Origin of the sequence: Natronorubrum halobium (genome assembly GCF_051351675.1) — an archaeon.
GTDB lineage: Archaea > Halobacteriota > Halobacteria > Halobacteriales > Natrialbaceae > Natronorubrum.
The window spans coordinates 3,972,593-3,988,132 of the sequence record NZ_CP195595.1 but is presented as its reverse complement, the minus strand read 5'-3'; the positions used below and the strand labels follow the sequence as shown (position 1 = coordinate 3,988,132).

The following is a 15,540-nucleotide window of genomic DNA, read 5'->3' as shown; positions in this document are numbered from 1 at the left end:
CAATTCGACAGGTGACCGGTGGCCTCTTACGCGTTAGTCGATTACCGTCGCCCATGGCTGACATCACGATGTACGAACTTCCCGGCTGTCCGTACTGCGCGAAAGTCCGCACGAAACTCGACGATCTCGACCTCGAGTACGACGTGATCGAGGTACCCCGATCACACGACGAGCGCACCGAGGTCGAGAAGGTCAGCGGCCAGACCGGCGTCCCCGTCATCACCGACGAGTCCCAGGGCGTCGAGGGAATGTCGGAGAGCGACGATATCGTCGAGTACCTCGAAGAAACGTACGCCTAGTCCACCGCTCCCGAGTCACTTCTGCTCAGTCGATTCGTTCAGCTTTCACTCCTCCAGTGTGAGGGCCATCGGTCGTACCGTCCCGACCTCGAGTCACCGCCGCAAAAATCGATTCAGGCCGCTTCTTCGTGTTCGGCGCGCTCCCGAATGACCTTCCGAAGCTCCGCCGCGTCGCGGAGTTCCTCGAGTTCCTCGCGTTCGACCAGCGCGGTGCCGTCGACCGACTCCTGTTTCGCTCGGTCGACGACGTAGACCGACTGCGTGTGGGTGACGTGGCCGATGGAACTCATGATCCGGGCCCGCTTCTCGGCCGCCTTCGTAAACTCGGAGTGGCCGGTGAGCACGACGTCTTCGTCGTCGTCCTCGTCGTCCCGGCTGACGGCCTTGAACGGCGATCGAAGCGTCGGATGGACGCTGTAGCCGGCCCGGGTGAGGACGGCGACGACCTGCTCGTCGTCCGGGTCCGCGTCGGGGTCGTCCGGCGTCGAGTCGCTCTCGTGGACCTCGTCGGCCCCGTCGAGCACGTCGACGGGACTCGTCAGCGGCGCGTCGAACAGCTCCTGCAGCGTCATCGCGACCTCGACGGAGGCGTTCATCCCGTCTTCGTACTTCGAGACGGTTCGCCGGGAGACGCCGAGTTCGGTCGCGAGTTGACCGAGGCTCCACTCTCTGTCCTGGCGTTCGTCCGCGAGCAGGTCGCCGTCGATGTTGACGTAGAGGCCGCCGGGTGCGGCGTAGATCAGCGGCGGGACCTCCTCGATGAACAGGTTGTACGCCGTGTCCGGGCTGAGGACGGGGACTCCGTGACGGAAGTAGGTCACGTCGGGTTTGAGATCCTCGTCGCGACTCCGGAGGCCGATGACCAGCGGCGTCGCCCGGAGATAGGTTCCCAGGCGACGCATCTCGTGGCCGGTGGCCTCGTTGAACGCGTCGATGTTGCCGAGGATCTTGACCAGAATGAGGTCGTCACCGCGGCGCGCAGCGATATCGAAACTCTTCGGTCGGATCGCACACCGGTCGCTCACCACGAATCCCGCGTCCTCTAACATCGCGGTCACGTTGCCGACCAGTGCGGAGCGGGACATAGGGGGATGTAAGCGATTCCTCGTATAAGACGTTTTCCCCGGGATATCCGTGCCGTGTCGCGGTTCGGATACGTACCGGCAGTATACTTATATATCTGTTATACGCCCCGCTGGTGATAAGTCGCCTCCGTTGATCGGTTCGCTCCGGTTCGGATCGCCGACTCGAGAAGCCGTCCCGAAAGCGGTTACTCGCTCCCGTCCCAACTCCGGGCGATGACCCTAGTCGGCCTCGACGATACCGACTCCCGCGAGCGCGGGATGTGTACGACGTACGTCGCCGCGCAGGTGGCCGAGCGGCTGCGCCGGCGGGGGACTGCGGTCTCGAGACTGCTGCTCGTCCGGCTCAATCCCGCCGTTCCGTACAAGACGCGGGGGAACGCTGCACTCGCGATCCACACCGACGCCGATCCCGAGTGCGCGTTTTCGATCGCTCGAGAGCGCCTCGAGTCGCTCTCGGAAACGGCCGACGAGCGAACCAATCCGGGGCTCGTGGTGGCTGCGGGCGAGGCCGAGGACGTCCCCGACGACGTGAGTGCCTTCGCCGGTCGGGCGATTCGCGAACACCTCGAGATCGCCGACGCAACGGCGTTGGTCGAGCGCCACGGCTACCGGACGTGGCACGCGGGCGACGGCCGCGGACGGATCGGTGCGCTGGCCGCGATCGGCGGTCGACGGGCGCTGTCGGACTGGACGTACGAATACATCTCCTACCGGGACTCGAGCCGGTGGGGAACCCCGCGCAACGTCGACCGCGAGAGCGTCTTCGCCGCGGCCGACTGGGGCTACCCCGACGTCTGGGACACGGTGGACCGCGGCGAGGACGAGACCGTCTGCGTGCCCCACACCCCCGGCCCGATCCTGTACGGGATCCGCGGCGACGACCCCCACGCCGTTCGCGCCGTCGCCGACCGGATCGAGAGCGAACCGGTCGCCTCGAGTCAGCTGTTCGTGACCAACCAGGGGACGGACGTTCACCTGCAGGACGGGGATCTCGAGTCGGCCGCGGACGGCCGGGCGTATCGGATCGACGGCCGCGTCGCGAGCGATCCCGAAACGCGTCGAGGAGGGCACGTCTTTTTCGAACTCGAGAGTGGGGCGGCGGACACCTCGCGGCTCGAGTGTGCCGCCTTCGAACCGACGAAACGGTTCCGCGATCGGGTGCGGGCGCTGCGGGTCGGAGATCGGCTCACCGCCTGCGGCGAGGTTTCGCAGGGAACGCTCAAACTCGAGAAATTCGCGGTTCGAGAACTGGTGACGACCGAGCGCGCGACGCCGACCTGTCCCGACTGCGAGCGGACGATGAAGAGCGCCGGGCGGAATCAGGGGTATCGCTGTCGGGACTGCGGGACCGGCACGGACGGGAAAGTCGAGCGCGACCTCGAGCGGGCCCTCGAGACGGGCTGGTACGAAGTGCCTCCGTGTGCGCGAAGACACATTTCGAAGCCGCTGGTCCGCGGCGGGTTCGACGCGCCGACACACCCCGAGCGCTAGCCCGTTCGTGAGCAGGGTGTCTTCGTCGCCGTGTCCTCTACCGCGAACACAGGGCCGACTCAGATACGCTTCTTGAGCGAACCGTAGACGGGGTACAGCGAGTTGTAGACGGGGTAGGGTATGTTACGCGCGACGCCGCGGACGACTTTGCGGTGTGTCGCTTCGGTCACCGACTCCGTGATCGCGTCGGTATCGACGGTCGCCAGCCACTCGAAGAACGCGGTCGCGCCGTCGACCGGGAACTCCCGACCGAAGCGAACGTGGTCCTGAATATCTCGCCAGTGGAAGACGGTGTGGTCGTCCATCACGAACGCTCGCTGCTCGAAGCCCTCGCGAACCTCGTGAAACGTCCGCTCGTCCTTCCCGAAGACTGAGCCGGAACGGCCCGCTCGCCACTCGAGTCGACTCTCCAGCGTCGTCGGCGTCGTTCTCGTCGGCCCCTAAGGGACTCATATCGTCTCTTCCGGAAAGCGAAACTGTCGAGTGAAACCGTTGCAGCGTCGTAAGCTCCCGGGTAGTTATGAATGAGACCGATGGCTCGAGATGCATGGGCGAACTGCTCGCGAGATCGCTTACGAAAAAGTCCGTCGTCGGTGTCGACGGCACCAAGTTCGGAACCGTTCACAATCTCACGCTGAATCCGACGTCGGGGACACTCAACGACCTCGTCATCGACCCGTCTCCACGGATCAAATCCCGGTCGCTCGACTTCGAAACGGACGAGAACGATCGGGTGCTCGTCCCCGTCGATCGGATTCGAGTCGTGAAAGATACCATCGTCGTCGACTACTGATCGGAGCGGGTCGGCTTCGGGTTCGCGTCGCTCGAGCGGCGGCGTCACGTCGGTTGGCCGTCCGTCCAACGAGCGGTGACTCGACGACGAGCGTGGCGGCGCGACCGACCGATCGCACGACGGCGCCAGTGTCATCGTCCTGCGAAGGGGTCGAAAGTGTTTTTCGGCACGGGCGGTTGGGTACAGACAAATGGGGCTCGAGGAGGAGATCGAGAAGATCGAAGACGAAATCGCCAACACGCCCTACAACAAGTCGACGGAGGCCCACATCGGCCGGCTGAAGTCGAAGCTCGCGGAGAAAAAAGAGAAGCTCCAGAACCAGAGTTCGGCGGGCGGCGGCACCGGCTACTCCGTCGAGAAACACGGCGACGCGACCGTTGCACTGGTCGGGTTCCCGAGTGTTGGGAAGTCCTCACTGTTGAACTCGATGACCAACGCCGAGAGCGAGACGGGGTCGTACGAGTTCACGACGCTGGACGTCAACCCCGGCATGCTCCAGCACCGCGGGGCGAACATCCAGATGCTGGACGTGCCGGGGCTGATCGAGGGCGCCGCGTCGGGGCGCGGTGACGGACAGCAGGTCCTGGCGGTCGTCCGCAACGCCGATCTGATCATCTTCATGCTCTCGGTGTTCGAGATCGAGCAGTACGACCGACTCCAAGAGGAGCTGTACGACATCAACATCCGCGTCGATCAGGAACCGCCGCGGGTGACGGTCCGTCCGAAGATCAAAGACGGCATCAAGATCACCTCGAGCACCGAGCAGGATCTCGACGAGAAGACGATCTCGGACGTGTTGCGCGATCAGGGGTACGTCAACGCCGACCTCAACCTCCAGGAGAACGTCGACATCGACCGACTGGTCGACGGCCTGATGGAGAATCGGGAGTACATTCCGTCGATCACGTGCGTGAACAAGGTCGACCTGATCGAACCTTCCTACAAGGAGACGGTCGACGAGAAACTCCGCGAGCGCGACCTCGATCCCGAGGAGGTGACGTTCATCAGCGCCGAGGAGGAGAAGGGACTGGACGTCCTCAAAGACCGCATCTGGGACAACCTGGGGCTCATCCGCGTCTACATGGAAAAGCCCGGCCGCGGAATCGACTGGGAGGAACCGCTCGTCATCGAGGAAGACGCCACCGTCGGCGAAGCCATCGACAAACTCGGCGGCGAGATGCAAGAGCGGTTCCGGTTCGCCCGCGTGACGGGTCCCAGCGCGACCCACGACCAACAACAGGTCGGGAAGGATCACGTGCTCGAGGACGAGGACGTGCTCAAACTGATTCTGCGCCGGTAAGACGATTCGTGCGCGGTTTTGCCGTACTATTCACTCCCGTCCTGTGTGAAACATCATAGCTATCGAATGAGTAGGATTATCTGAATCCTCAATGAGTCTCGAATATGTCCGAATTCGGCGCGTTGTCGCTGGTTCCACCGTTGCTCGCGATCGGCCTCGCGATCGTTACCCGGCGGCCGATGCTCTCGCTGTTCCTCGGCATCTGGTCGGGAGCCGTCATCTACACGGAGAGTCACGGTATCGCACAGACATTCGACTGGATCGTCGGCGCGATCATCGCCGACGACGGCTTTCACGTCCAGATCCTGCTGTTTACGATCCTGCTCGGCTCGGGGGTCGCGCTTATCTGGCGACTCGGCGGCGCGACCGCGGTTCGTAACTGGGCGACGGACCGACTCGAGACCCAGCGAACCGTCGGGCTGACGACGTGGGTGCTGGGGCTGCTCATGTTCTTCGACGACTACGCGAACACCGCTATCGTGGGGAGTACGATGCGCGAGATCTCGGACCAGATGCGCATCTCCCGCGAGAAGCTCTCCTACATCGTGGACTCGACGGCCGCGCCCGTGGCGACGATCGGGCTCTCGAGTTGGGTGGCCTTCCAGCTCTCGCTGATCGCCGACGGCTACGAGGGTCTCGGCGTCGAAGAGGAGGCCCCGACCGCCTTCGAAACGTTCGTCTGGTCGATCCCCTTCAACACCTACGCTCTGCTCGCGATCGCGATGGTCGGGATCGTCGTCTACACTCGCCGAGACTTCGGCGAGATGCTCGACGCCGAACACCGCGCCTGGACGACCGGGAACGTCAACCGAGAGGACGCCCAGCCGTTACAGGAAGTAGAGAAGGATCTCGGCGAGCCGATCGACGATCGGCCGATGTTGCGGACGTTCTTCGCGCCCGTCGTCGTGCTCATCGCGGTCACGATGGCCGGTGCGCTCTGGACCGGGTACGACGCGTGGACCGCGGACCAGGCCGAGGAAGGCGCGCCGACGGCCATCGGCGCTGCGGCGGGCGAGGACGGTTGGCTGCAGGTACTCGTCGATATCGTCGGCGCGGGAGACTTCGCCGGCGCGCTGATCTGGGGCTCGTTCGCCATGGTCGCGTCCGCGATCGCGATCGGCGTCGCCTACGACCTCTTCGACGTCGGCGACGGCGTCGACACCGTCCTCGACGGGTTCAAGCTCATGGTGACTGCGGTCACGATCCTCGTCCTCGCGTGGGCGATCAGCGACGTCGCGTCGGCCCTCGAGACGGGCGACTACGTCGCCGGTGCCGTCGGGGACACGATCCCGGTCGAGGTGCTCCCGATCGCGATTCTGTTCGTCGCGGCCTTCATCGCGTTCACGATGGGGTCGTCCTGGGCCACGATGGGGATCGTGACGCCGCTCGCGATCGAAATCGCGTACAACCTGACGGGATCGTTCGACATCATGCCGGTCATCGTCGGCGCCGTCTTCTCGGGGGCGATCTTCGGCGATCACACCTCACCCATCTCCGACACCTCCGTACTGTCGTCGACGTTCACCGGGGCCGACCTGATCGATCACGTGCGCACGCAGTTGTACTACGCCAGCACCGTCATGCTCGTCGTGGTCGTCTGTTACCTGCTCTACGGCTATCTCGACGTCTCGCCCGTCCTCTTCCTCCCGCTGGGACTCGTCCTCCTCTACGCGCTCGTCCGCGGGCTGTCGGAACTCGACGGCGCTCGCAAGGGCCTCGATCCGATCACGTCGCGAACGCCCGAGGAGCGCGCCGAGCGCGGCCGCAGGGACGAGTAGACCGCCGGCTTCGCCACGTTTTTGCCGCCTGCAGGCGACGGTTTTCACATGGACGGAACGCTCGACCACACGATGATGCGCGTCGAGGATCTCGAGGAGTCCCTCGACTGGTATCAGACGCACCTGGAGTACGAGGAGAAAGACCGCTACGAGGGCGACGGCTTCACCATCGTCTACCTCGGTCCCGAAGACATGCACGAGGAGAGCGCAATGCTCGAGTTGACCCACAACGAGGGTGCAGACCTCGAACTGGGCGACGCCTGGGGACACATCGCGGTTCGCGTGCCCGAAGGCGAACTCGAGGCCCACTACGAGCAGCTGATGGACGACGGCGTCGAGGACTACCGCGATCCGGAGAGCTGCGGCGGCCGGTACGCGTTCGTGAAAGATCCCGACGGCCACGAGATCGAAATCGTCCAGCGCGATCAGGGGGCGACGTGGTCGATCGACCACACCATGATCCGCGTCGAGGACGCCGACGAGGCGCTCGGCTTCTGGACCCGAAAGTTCGAGTACGACGAGGTCGGTCGCTGGGAGTCCGACACGTTCGCGAACTACTTCGTCGAGCCGTCGGACGCCGCCGACGAGGCGATGTCCGTCGAGTTGACGTACAACTACGACGGCCGGAGCTACGAGATGGGCGACGCCTGGGGCCACCTCTGCGTTCGGATGGACGACCTCGAGGACGACTGGGACCAGTTGCTGGAACGGGAGGCGCCCGACTACCGGGACCCCGCGAGCAACGACAACATGTACGCCTTCACGACGGACCAGGACGGCCACGAGATCGAGTTGCTCGAGCGCGACCTCGAGGCCGACTCGCTGTTCCCGTTCTGAGCGACGAACGGTCGTTTCACCGGTTCTAACGCGACGCTCGGGACGACTCTCTTCCTCCCAGCAGTTCGAGGTGATCTGCGACGAGTTCGCTCGCGTCGACGACCAGCGGATTCCGTTCGTCGATCACGCGACGGGATCGCTCGCGGCTGCCTACGGGGTCGAACGCGTCTTCGCGTTCGATAGGCGTCTTCGCGTTCGATAGCGACTTTCGAACGCTCGGGTTCACGCTCGTTCCCGACGGCGTGCGCATCTCGTAGACCGATACTGAACGTCTCGTGCGAGATATCACCGGCGTCAGCTACTCGAGCACCTCGTTGTCCGCGTCCCACGAGGCCGAGGCCGAGACTCGCGTGTCCTCCATCTCGAGGCGCAGGTCGTCGGCGGTCGCGCCGAGGTCGCTCTCGATTTCGGCTTCCGTCTCGTCGTCGATCGTCTCGAACGTCGCCGCGAAGTCGCCCGCCGCGCCGCCGTCCTCGTCGAACGTGAGCGAACTGACGATCGCGTTCGCGTCCTCGACGTCGTCGCCCGGTTCGACGTCGTCGAGTTCGTCGCCGTTACTGTACGCACCGAGGACGATGTGGCCGTCGCCGGCCGTCTCGAGCGTCCAGTCGAACTCGTCTCGTTCGTCCGCCGCGGTCTCGCCGTCGGACGCCTCGAGGACGGATCGGACGTGGTCGATCCCGTCGATGGTTTCCGAATCGTCGGCGACGAGTATCGCATTCTCGCCGACGGCGACGGTTTCGCTCGAGGCCGTCCCGTACCCGTCGTCGTCGCCGGAGTCGTCCGGCTCGTAGATCTCGAAGTCGCCGATATCGTCGGCGTGTTCGAACGCCGTTTCGGACGCGTACGGGTCGTCGCCCCCGTCGTCGGTGAGCGCGTCGACGACCTCGCCGGTCTCGACATCGCCGAGGAAGCACAGCGTCTCGTTGACGAACAGCAGTTCGTCGAGCGTCGTCTCGGCGTCCGTCGCCGCCAGCGCGTCGTCTTCCATATCGACGATCCGCTCCAGCCCGGTGCCCGGTATCGCGAAGGCCGCAGTCAACACCACCAGGAACGCGCCGGTCATCGGCAGGTCGATCATCGGGTCCGCTACCTCGGAGTCCTCGCTCCACTCCGATAACCGCTCGTCCTCGTCGTCCTCGAGTTCGTCGACGTCCTCGAGTCCGGTCCAGTCGAAGTAGCTGAACAGCAGTTCGCCGTCGGCGTCGCTCGTCAGCCACCGCTCGTAGGAGAGTTCGGCGGTCTCGAGGGCGTCGCCGTTCGGGTCGGTTTCCTCGCCGTTTTCGTCCCCGTTTCCGTCGTCTCCGTTCCCAGTATCGTCGCTGCTGTCGCCGTCGCTCGTGCAGCCGGCCAGTGCGGCCACCGAGCCGGCCGTCGTCGCCCCGGTGAGTCGTAACAGCTGTCGTCTGTCCAGATTCATACTCGATCCTGTTGGTAGACAGCGAGTAAAAGTGGTTTCGATCGAGACTATCACTGTCCCTGAGAGTAGCGATCTTCCTTCGGACAGTCGATGGGAGGGTCGGTCCTCGACCCGGTCGAGACAGTCGGACGGACGGTCCGCTCGAATGGGGGTTCGTTGCGGTTCTCGAGGTGGTAATCTACAATTAGGAGCGATTGACTCGGTTGTGAGGAGTGATCGGGAATGCTAGAGACAGACCAAATACATACGTGGACTCGAGAATTTCAGGCCCCTTTATGAGTAACACGCACTTAGAATCGTCAGTCACGGGTTCTGACTAATCGGTGGTTCGATCAGTCTATCGCGCCCCCGTCTTGCGTTTTTATCTAGCATTACTCGAGACAATCGAACACTGAGTGTTCCAGAAAGCTTATTACGTGATGCTTTATACATTTCTGATACCCCTACCCGGTGCGAGACAGTGCGGCGGTTGCACTGGTCGCTCACTCGCACTCCTGTCGTATCGCTCGCAAACCAACCAACACAAAACACAAGACAACATAAATGACAAACGAAATCTCATATCGCGAAAAGGGACGCGCAGTGTTCCTGGCCGCGCTTATGGTTATGTCCGTTTTCGCCATGTCCGCAGCGTTTGCGGGGGCGGCAGCGGCCAGTAACCATGCTGACCAAAACTTCGACGAAGACGGTCAGACAGCACTCGATGACGATGATGTATGGGCAGGACAAACGATTAGCGTTAGCGGCCTCGATTCCCCTGCTGACCTGATGCAGGGTGACGAAGTCGTCCAGAACCTCCGTCTCAGTGATGGTACCGCAACCATCGACACGAGCGGCCTCGACGAAGGTCGGTACTACATCGCACACGGTGACGAAAATGAGACTGGATCCTTCTGGGTGAACGATCACGAAGTCGACACTGAATTCGAGTCCACTATCGCTGGCCAGGATAACCCTGTCAACGTCAGCTACGATGATGTTAGTGACGTTGAACGACCTGACAATGTCGACCTCAACGTGACCGGTGAATATAACGGCGAGACCCTCAGTGATGAGGAACTCGACGCTATCTTCACTGACAGCGTGGATGTCGAAGATGAAAATGATGAGATTGTCCAACTTCAGGGCGTCTCCGCCGAAGATAGCTTCGAAACAACCTTCGCTAACAGCGACGTCGGCGACTACGAATTCACGTTTGATGTGACCGACACAACGGCATCGGACAACGCTTCGGTTACCGTGACCGACGACGATGCTGACTACGAATTCGTCAACGTCGAGGATGTCGATCAGGGTGACTTCGCTGAGATCACTATCAGTGTCGACCAGGCTGACAGCGCCACTGTTGTCATCCACGAAGAACAGATCGGCAACGGTTTCGCTTCTGCTGTTGAAGTGACCGACATCGAGGGTGACGAAGTCGTCCTCCTCTACAACACGGACGCACCTGACGCCGCCGACGCATGGACTGTCCACGAGGACTCCGACGCTGAGGTGCGTGACGCCAACAACGGCAATAGCAGTATTGACCAGCCACTCCCATCCCACAACTGGAACCTGAACATCGGTCCAGCGGATCAGTTCGATGAGGGAGAAACGGTCGATATGGACAACTTCGACGATTACGACCGAGATCGACTCGTCGTTAATGATCACGGTGGCTTCGGTGATACGGTAAGCTCCGTTGCACCAGCTGACGACGACGTTAGTACCCTCGAAGACTTCGATGAATCCGCTACTGAGGCGGACACCATCGCACAGGGAGATCAGCTCTTCCTGACCCTCGAGGACTTTGGTGCTGATGCTGCAGTCGCTAACATTGACGACGCATTCCTGGACGACGTCTCCGTTGAGATCGTTCAGGAGAAATCGGGTATTGTCTCGGATGACGTGAATACGTACAACAGCACGTTCGATGGTGATAATGCCAGCGCGGACGAGTACGCACTCGGCGTCAGTCTGATCGACGTTGAAGACGACTACGACGGAGACCTCGTCTTCGCGGTTAACATCAACGACGCTACGGACTTCGACTTCGCTGAAGCAAACCACGAAGTCTCCTTCACGGTACACGACACCAACGACTACGTTGCTGAAGACGACGAGTACGAAGCAGAACTCGACACCAGCTTCGAAGAGCGTAACATTGAGTGGGACGACATCGATTCGCTCCCAGCTGAGTCGGACGCAACCGCAACCGGTACGACGAACGTCGCACCAGGTACGGAGCTCGAAGCTGACGCCGACTCGCCAAGTGACGAAGGTGGCTTCGTTGACTACACCGACACTGTTGTCGCCGAAGACTACACCTTCGCCGCTGAGTTCGACCTCGAAGGCGAACAGGTTGGTTCGCTCTTCGACATCACTGCCTCGGAAACGTATAGCGGCGATGGTGCCGCAGAGGATGCTGTCCTCGAGGACCTGACCCTCTCGGGCGCTGACGATGCTACGGGCATCGAACTCGGCGCTGACTACGATGAAGAGATCACCACCGAAGAGTCGACCGACATCGACGCAGTCGTCACCAACAACGGCGACGACAACCAGACGGTCGATGTTGAACTCGAGCTCGACGGTGAAACCTACACCGAAAGCGTCGACGTTGACGGAGACGACTCCGAGACCGTGACGCTCACCACCGCCGACGGTGCAGACCTCGGCGAGGGTGCCTTCGACTTCACCATCACCGCAGAGAGCGGCTCTGACGACGCCTCCTACGACGGTACGCTGACCGTCACCGAGGCTGGCGACGATGATGAAGACGACTCTGACGACTCGGATGACTCCGACGACTCTGACGACTCCGACGACTCGGATGACTCCGACGACTCCGACGACTCTGACGACTCCGACGACTCCGACGATGATGGCGATGACGACTCCGACGACGGAACGCCCGGCTTCGGTGTCGCTGTCGCTGTCGTCGCGCTGCTCGCAGCCGCCATGCTGGCCCTGCGACGTCAGAACTAACTCGTAACTAACCACCGGACTTCGTCCGGCTCCGACGCACTTTCATTTCTTTCGAACGCTACACCACCCAGCGACAGCCATCGCGTTCGTCGCCGTCGGTTCCGTTTCCTATACGAATAGTACCCTATCCGCTCCACAGCGACCGGTTCGTACCTGTTCGGTCCGATCGAGATTGTCGGCTCTGATAAAATTGAATACCGGACGTGGTGCTCGTGAGCGGAATACTTAATGGGTACTGAACCATCTACCCGTTCATGAACCGTAAGACCGTTCAGTCGTCAGGTGGATGCGAGGGAACGCACGTTTGTCTCCCGATCCCGCTCGGTGACCGCGACGCGTTCCGGCACCGCGCAGCGACTGACATCCTCCATGTACTCACGGATAATCCCGACACGACCTTCTCGAACCGTGAACTCCACCGACTGACTGGGAAAGGAATGTCTAACGTGAACGCCGCTGTCCTCTCCCTCGAAGCGCTCGGTGTAATTCACGTCGACCGTGACGGCAGGTCAAATGCCGTACAGATCAATCCGGAGAAACTCGTCCGCAGCGACGATCCGGTTACCACGATCCCGCAACTCGAGTACCACGACCCAGTGCGAGCCGTTCGGAACCGGCTCGTAGATCGTATCGGGGATGACGCAGCGATCGTGTTGTTCGGGAGTGTCGCTCGCGGTGACGCCGACCGAGCGAGCGATATCGACGTATTCGTCATCGTCGATGATGGCCGAATGGCGGCGCAGCGAGCGGCACACGGCATTGAGGAAGAGATCGCGTCGGAACAGTTTGACGGTGACCGGTTCGAGCCGCACATCGTCGTTGAGACGCGCGGCTCAGCAGTGACGCACGACCGAATCCGTGACGTGCTCGTGGAAGGGATCACGCTTCACGACGCCCCGGTTCTTGACGCAGTGAAACAGGAGGTGTTCGCGGATGGGGCTTGAAGACGTCGTTGATGCTGTCGAGCGCGTTGAGTCGCTGTTAGCCGATGAGGAGACTGGCCCCGTTCAAGATTCGTTATCGTGGCAGGAAACGGATGCTGACGTGCAGTTGGGGGAAGGCGTGTGCGATGCTGGGGACGTGTCGTCAGTTACACCGCGTCGCGCCGACGGGACTCGAGCACGGGAACGACCCGCGCTCGTCGCTCGAGGCCGTACCAGCCCAGTGCGATCGCGGCCCCGCAGGCGTTGACCAGAACGTCCGCGAGGGCGGTGGTGCGAGCCGGCTGGTACAGCTGTCCGACCTCCATCAGCGCGCCGTAGCCCGTCACGATGGCGAAGACGAACAGCGCCTTCCGAGCGATCGGGGCCTCGCGATCCGCGAGCGCGTACGCGAGACTGAGCGTCAGCGTCGCGTAGGCCGTCGCGTGGCGGGTGTAGGAGTCCGGAATCGAATCTGCGACGCCGGTTCCGACGCCGCTCGCCACGGTATCGTCGGCCAGCGCCGCAGTGTCGCCGACGAGAGCCGCCGTCTCGAGCGACGGACCCGCCGGCGGCGTCGCGATCACCGACCAGTAGCAGATCAGCGCGGCGACGACAACGGACGGGAGCCAGCGAACGAGCCGCGGGAGCAGTGGAATTCGGAGGGACACCGTCGTCAGGGCGTTCCCGGGACTATTGGTTAGTAACGTTATGACTTCTCGACTCGCGGTGAGCCGGCGGTTCTGGTAATCCGCGCTTACTACCGAGACGTGCGTGTCGATGCAGTTGAACTCGCCAGTTCAGCACTCGAGTCACCCTCTCGAGAGAGGAGTTCCGCGTGGTTCGGCTCCGGCTCACCGCGTAGCGGGCATAATTCTATGCGAACGAACACTGATAAAACATGTTTGATTCTTGTTATACAGTAGTATCTGGTTGAATAATTACCGAACCGAATTCGGAGATGCGTCGTATGAACGTCTCAATGGCCAATATTCGCCGATATATCGGATACTGTCTGGTCGACGCTGAACCCGAGAAACGACTCGCGTCACGTCGACGCCTACCCTGACTGACACTGCTTTCAACAAAGTTATGACACTGCCGACTCGTTCTTCGTAACGAATGCTTACTGGGTGGCGGTTCCGGATCGTGAGCGTCCTCGGCGTGGTCGGGTTGACCGTCGCCGCCGTGGCTGCTACCAACCATCCGTTCTCCCAGCACGTCTTTACGACGTACGTCCCGCTGTTCAACCGCCTGGAGGTAACTGTCCTGACCGGTGCGTCGCTCCACTGGGCGGTGGCCCTGACCGTCGTCGCAGTGACGGTGTGTCTCCTGCCGCTCTATCGGCCCCGCCCGCGGCGAATCCTGGATACCGTCGTGCTGGCGCAAAAACGGGTGCTGGTCGCCGGGCTCGCGCTCTCGACCCTCGGCTACTTCAAGTGGTCCCACAGGCTGCCTCGAGCGACGCTGGTCATGATCGTCGGCCTCCTCGCGATACTGATCCCGGCGTGGTTCGTCTGGATCCGCCGCCGACCGACCGAAGCGGGCGGCCGCACGCTGTTCGTCGGGGACGACCTGGCCCAGGTCGAGCGTATCGCGCCGACCGTGAACGCCCCCGTGCTCGGCTACCTCTGTCCGTCGAGCGTCGGCTACCACGGATTCGACGAGGACGATATCGACGGTCGCGACGCCGGTACGAAGACCGGCGACGTCAGGGCCGACGGTGGCGTCGCAGTAGAGACGCCAGAGACCGGTGGTGCCGTCCCCGGCCGCGCGCTCGAGTCGGAACCCGACGAGCCGCGGGAACTCGCCGGACTGACGCGACTCGGCGGGCTCTCCCGCCTCGAGGACGTGCTCGTCGAGTACGACGTCGACACCGTCGTGCTCGCGTTCCGGCAGGCCGACCGCGCGGAGTTCTTCGGCGCGCTCGACGCGTGTCACGAACACGGTGTCAACGCGAAGGTACACCGGGAGTACGCCGACAGCGTGCTCGTCTCCGCGGGTGACGTCGGCGAACTGGTCGACGTGGACCTCGAGCCCTGGGACCCGCTGGATCACCTGTTCAAGCGCGTGTTCGACGTCCTGTTCGCGACGGTCGGATTACTCGGTTTCGCGCCGGTGATGCTGCTGATCGCCGCCGCGATCAAGTACGACAGTCCCGGACCGGTTTTCTACAGTCAAGACCGGACGGCCGGACTCGGCGAAACCTTCCCGGTCTACAAGTTCCGGTCGATGGTTCCCGAAGGGGAGGACGCGACGCCCACCGACGACGCGGAGAACGACCGGATTACGCGCGTCGGACGCGTCCTCCGGAAGACGCATCTGGACGAATTGCCGCAGCTGTGGTCAATCTTCGTCGGCGACATGAGCGTCGTCGGACCGCGCGCCGTCTGGACGGAAGAGGAGGTGCTGCTCGAGCGGGACGCGCCGGCGTGGCGGAAACGGTGGTTCGTGAAACCGGGACTGACCGGGCTGGCGCAGATCAACGACGCGAAGAGCACCGATCCGAACGCGAAGCTGCGGTACGACCTCGAGTACATCCGCCGGCAGTCGTTCCGGGTCGACGTGAAGATCGTCGTCCGACAGGTGTGGAACGTGCTCGCGGACGTGTGGGAGATGATCCGAGGATAGGCCCGAGGGTCGTGAA

General features: G+C 62.6%; 14 protein-coding genes and 1 pseudogene. 11 read left to right on the top strand and 4 right to left on the bottom strand.

What is annotated here, in order from left to right:
* Positions 1 to 53 precede the first annotated feature (53 nt).
* Positions 54 to 299 (top strand): glutaredoxin family protein, encoded by a 246-nt coding sequence (locus ACSFC7_RS19905; protein WP_436344548.1) that lies wholly within the window; start codon positions 54 to 56, stop codon positions 297 to 299.
* 113 nt (positions 300 to 412) lie between these two features.
* Here ACSFC7_RS19905 and ACSFC7_RS19900 read toward each other — a convergent pair whose 3' ends face one another.
* A complete protein-coding gene (locus ACSFC7_RS19900; protein ID WP_436344547.1) occupies positions 413 to 1,384 on the bottom strand; it encodes a transcriptional regulator in 972 nt (323 codons plus the stop codon).
* Between the two features lie 213 nt (positions 1,385 to 1,597).
* On the opposite strand from ACSFC7_RS19900, the gene ACSFC7_RS19895 reads away from it, so the two are divergent.
* Positions 1,598 to 2,875 (top strand): TiaS agmantine-binding domain-containing protein, encoded by a 1,278-nt coding sequence (locus tag ACSFC7_RS19895; protein ID WP_436344546.1) that lies wholly within the window; start codon positions 1,598 to 1,600, stop codon positions 2,873 to 2,875.
* A gap of 59 nt (positions 2,876 to 2,934) precedes the next feature.
* Here ACSFC7_RS19895 and ACSFC7_RS19890 read toward each other — a convergent pair whose 3' ends face one another.
* Positions 2,935 to 3,180 (bottom strand): hypothetical protein, encoded by a 246-nt coding sequence (locus ACSFC7_RS19890; protein WP_436344545.1) that lies wholly within the window; start codon positions 3,178 to 3,180, stop codon positions 2,935 to 2,937.
* 215 nt (positions 3,181 to 3,395) lie between these two features.
* Here ACSFC7_RS19890 and ACSFC7_RS19885 point away from each other — a divergent pair, with 215 nt between their 5' ends.
* From ACSFC7_RS19885 to ACSFC7_RS19865, 5 genes are all read left to right on the top strand, one after another.
* Positions 3,396 to 3,668, top strand: a complete 273-nt coding sequence (locus tag ACSFC7_RS19885; protein ID WP_436344544.1) for a PRC-barrel domain-containing protein — start codon at positions 3,396 to 3,398, stop codon at positions 3,666 to 3,668.
* A gap of 190 nt (positions 3,669 to 3,858) precedes the next feature.
* Positions 3,859 to 4,968 carry an OBG GTPase family GTP-binding protein gene (locus tag ACSFC7_RS19880; RefSeq protein WP_436344543.1) on the top strand — a complete coding sequence of 370 codons (1,110 nt, stop codon included), beginning with the start codon at positions 3,859 to 3,861 and terminating at the stop codon, positions 4,966 to 4,968.
* A gap of 104 nt (positions 4,969 to 5,072) precedes the next feature.
* Positions 5,073 to 6,746: a Na+/H+ antiporter NhaC family protein gene (locus ACSFC7_RS19875; RefSeq protein ID WP_436344542.1), complete on the top strand. Its 1,674-nt coding sequence runs from the start codon at positions 5,073 to 5,075 to the stop codon at positions 6,744 to 6,746.
* 48 nt (positions 6,747 to 6,794) lie between these two features.
* Complete coding sequence (locus ACSFC7_RS19870; RefSeq protein WP_436344541.1) at positions 6,795 to 7,583, top strand: VOC family protein; 789 nt, start codon at positions 6,795 to 6,797, stop codon at positions 7,581 to 7,583.
* 70 nt (positions 7,584 to 7,653) lie between these two features.
* Complete coding sequence (locus ACSFC7_RS19865; protein WP_436344540.1) at positions 7,654 to 7,785, top strand: hypothetical protein; 132 nt, start codon at positions 7,654 to 7,656, stop codon at positions 7,783 to 7,785.
* Between the two features lie 96 nt (positions 7,786 to 7,881).
* On the opposite strand, the gene ACSFC7_RS19860 is transcribed toward ACSFC7_RS19865, so the two are convergent.
* Positions 7,882 to 9,003, bottom strand: a complete 1,122-nt coding sequence (locus tag ACSFC7_RS19860; RefSeq protein ID WP_436344539.1) for a hypothetical protein — start codon at positions 9,001 to 9,003, stop codon at positions 7,882 to 7,884.
* Positions 9,004 to 9,546: 543 nt separating this feature from the next.
* Between ACSFC7_RS19860 and ACSFC7_RS19855 the strand changes: the two are divergent.
* The 3 genes and pseudogenes from ACSFC7_RS19855 to ACSFC7_RS19845 form a co-directional block, all read left to right on the top strand.
* A pseudogene (locus ACSFC7_RS19855) lies at positions 9,547 to 9,621 on the top strand (surface glycoprotein); the annotation flags it as partial.
* Between the two features lie 987 nt (positions 9,622 to 10,608).
* A complete protein-coding gene (locus ACSFC7_RS19850) occupies positions 10,609 to 11,973 on the top strand; it encodes a BGTF surface domain-containing protein (RefSeq protein WP_436347992.1) in 1,365 nt (454 codons plus the stop codon).
* Positions 11,974 to 12,227: 254 nt separating this feature from the next.
* Positions 12,228 to 12,917, top strand: coding sequence for a nucleotidyltransferase domain-containing protein (locus tag ACSFC7_RS19845; RefSeq protein WP_436344538.1), 690 nt, complete (start codon positions 12,228 to 12,230; stop codon positions 12,915 to 12,917).
* 146 nt (positions 12,918 to 13,063) lie between these two features.
* On the opposite strand, the gene ACSFC7_RS19840 is transcribed toward ACSFC7_RS19845, so the two are convergent.
* Entirely contained in the window at positions 13,064 to 13,564 is a 501-nt protein-coding gene (locus ACSFC7_RS19840) for a VanZ family protein (protein ID WP_436344537.1), read from the bottom strand.
* 451 nt (positions 13,565 to 14,015) lie between these two features.
* Here ACSFC7_RS19840 and ACSFC7_RS19835 point away from each other — a divergent pair, with 451 nt between their 5' ends.
* Complete coding sequence (locus ACSFC7_RS19835) at positions 14,016 to 15,524, top strand: sugar transferase (protein WP_436344536.1); 1,509 nt, start codon at positions 14,016 to 14,018, stop codon at positions 15,522 to 15,524.
* Positions 15,525 to 15,540: the final 16 nt, after the last annotated feature.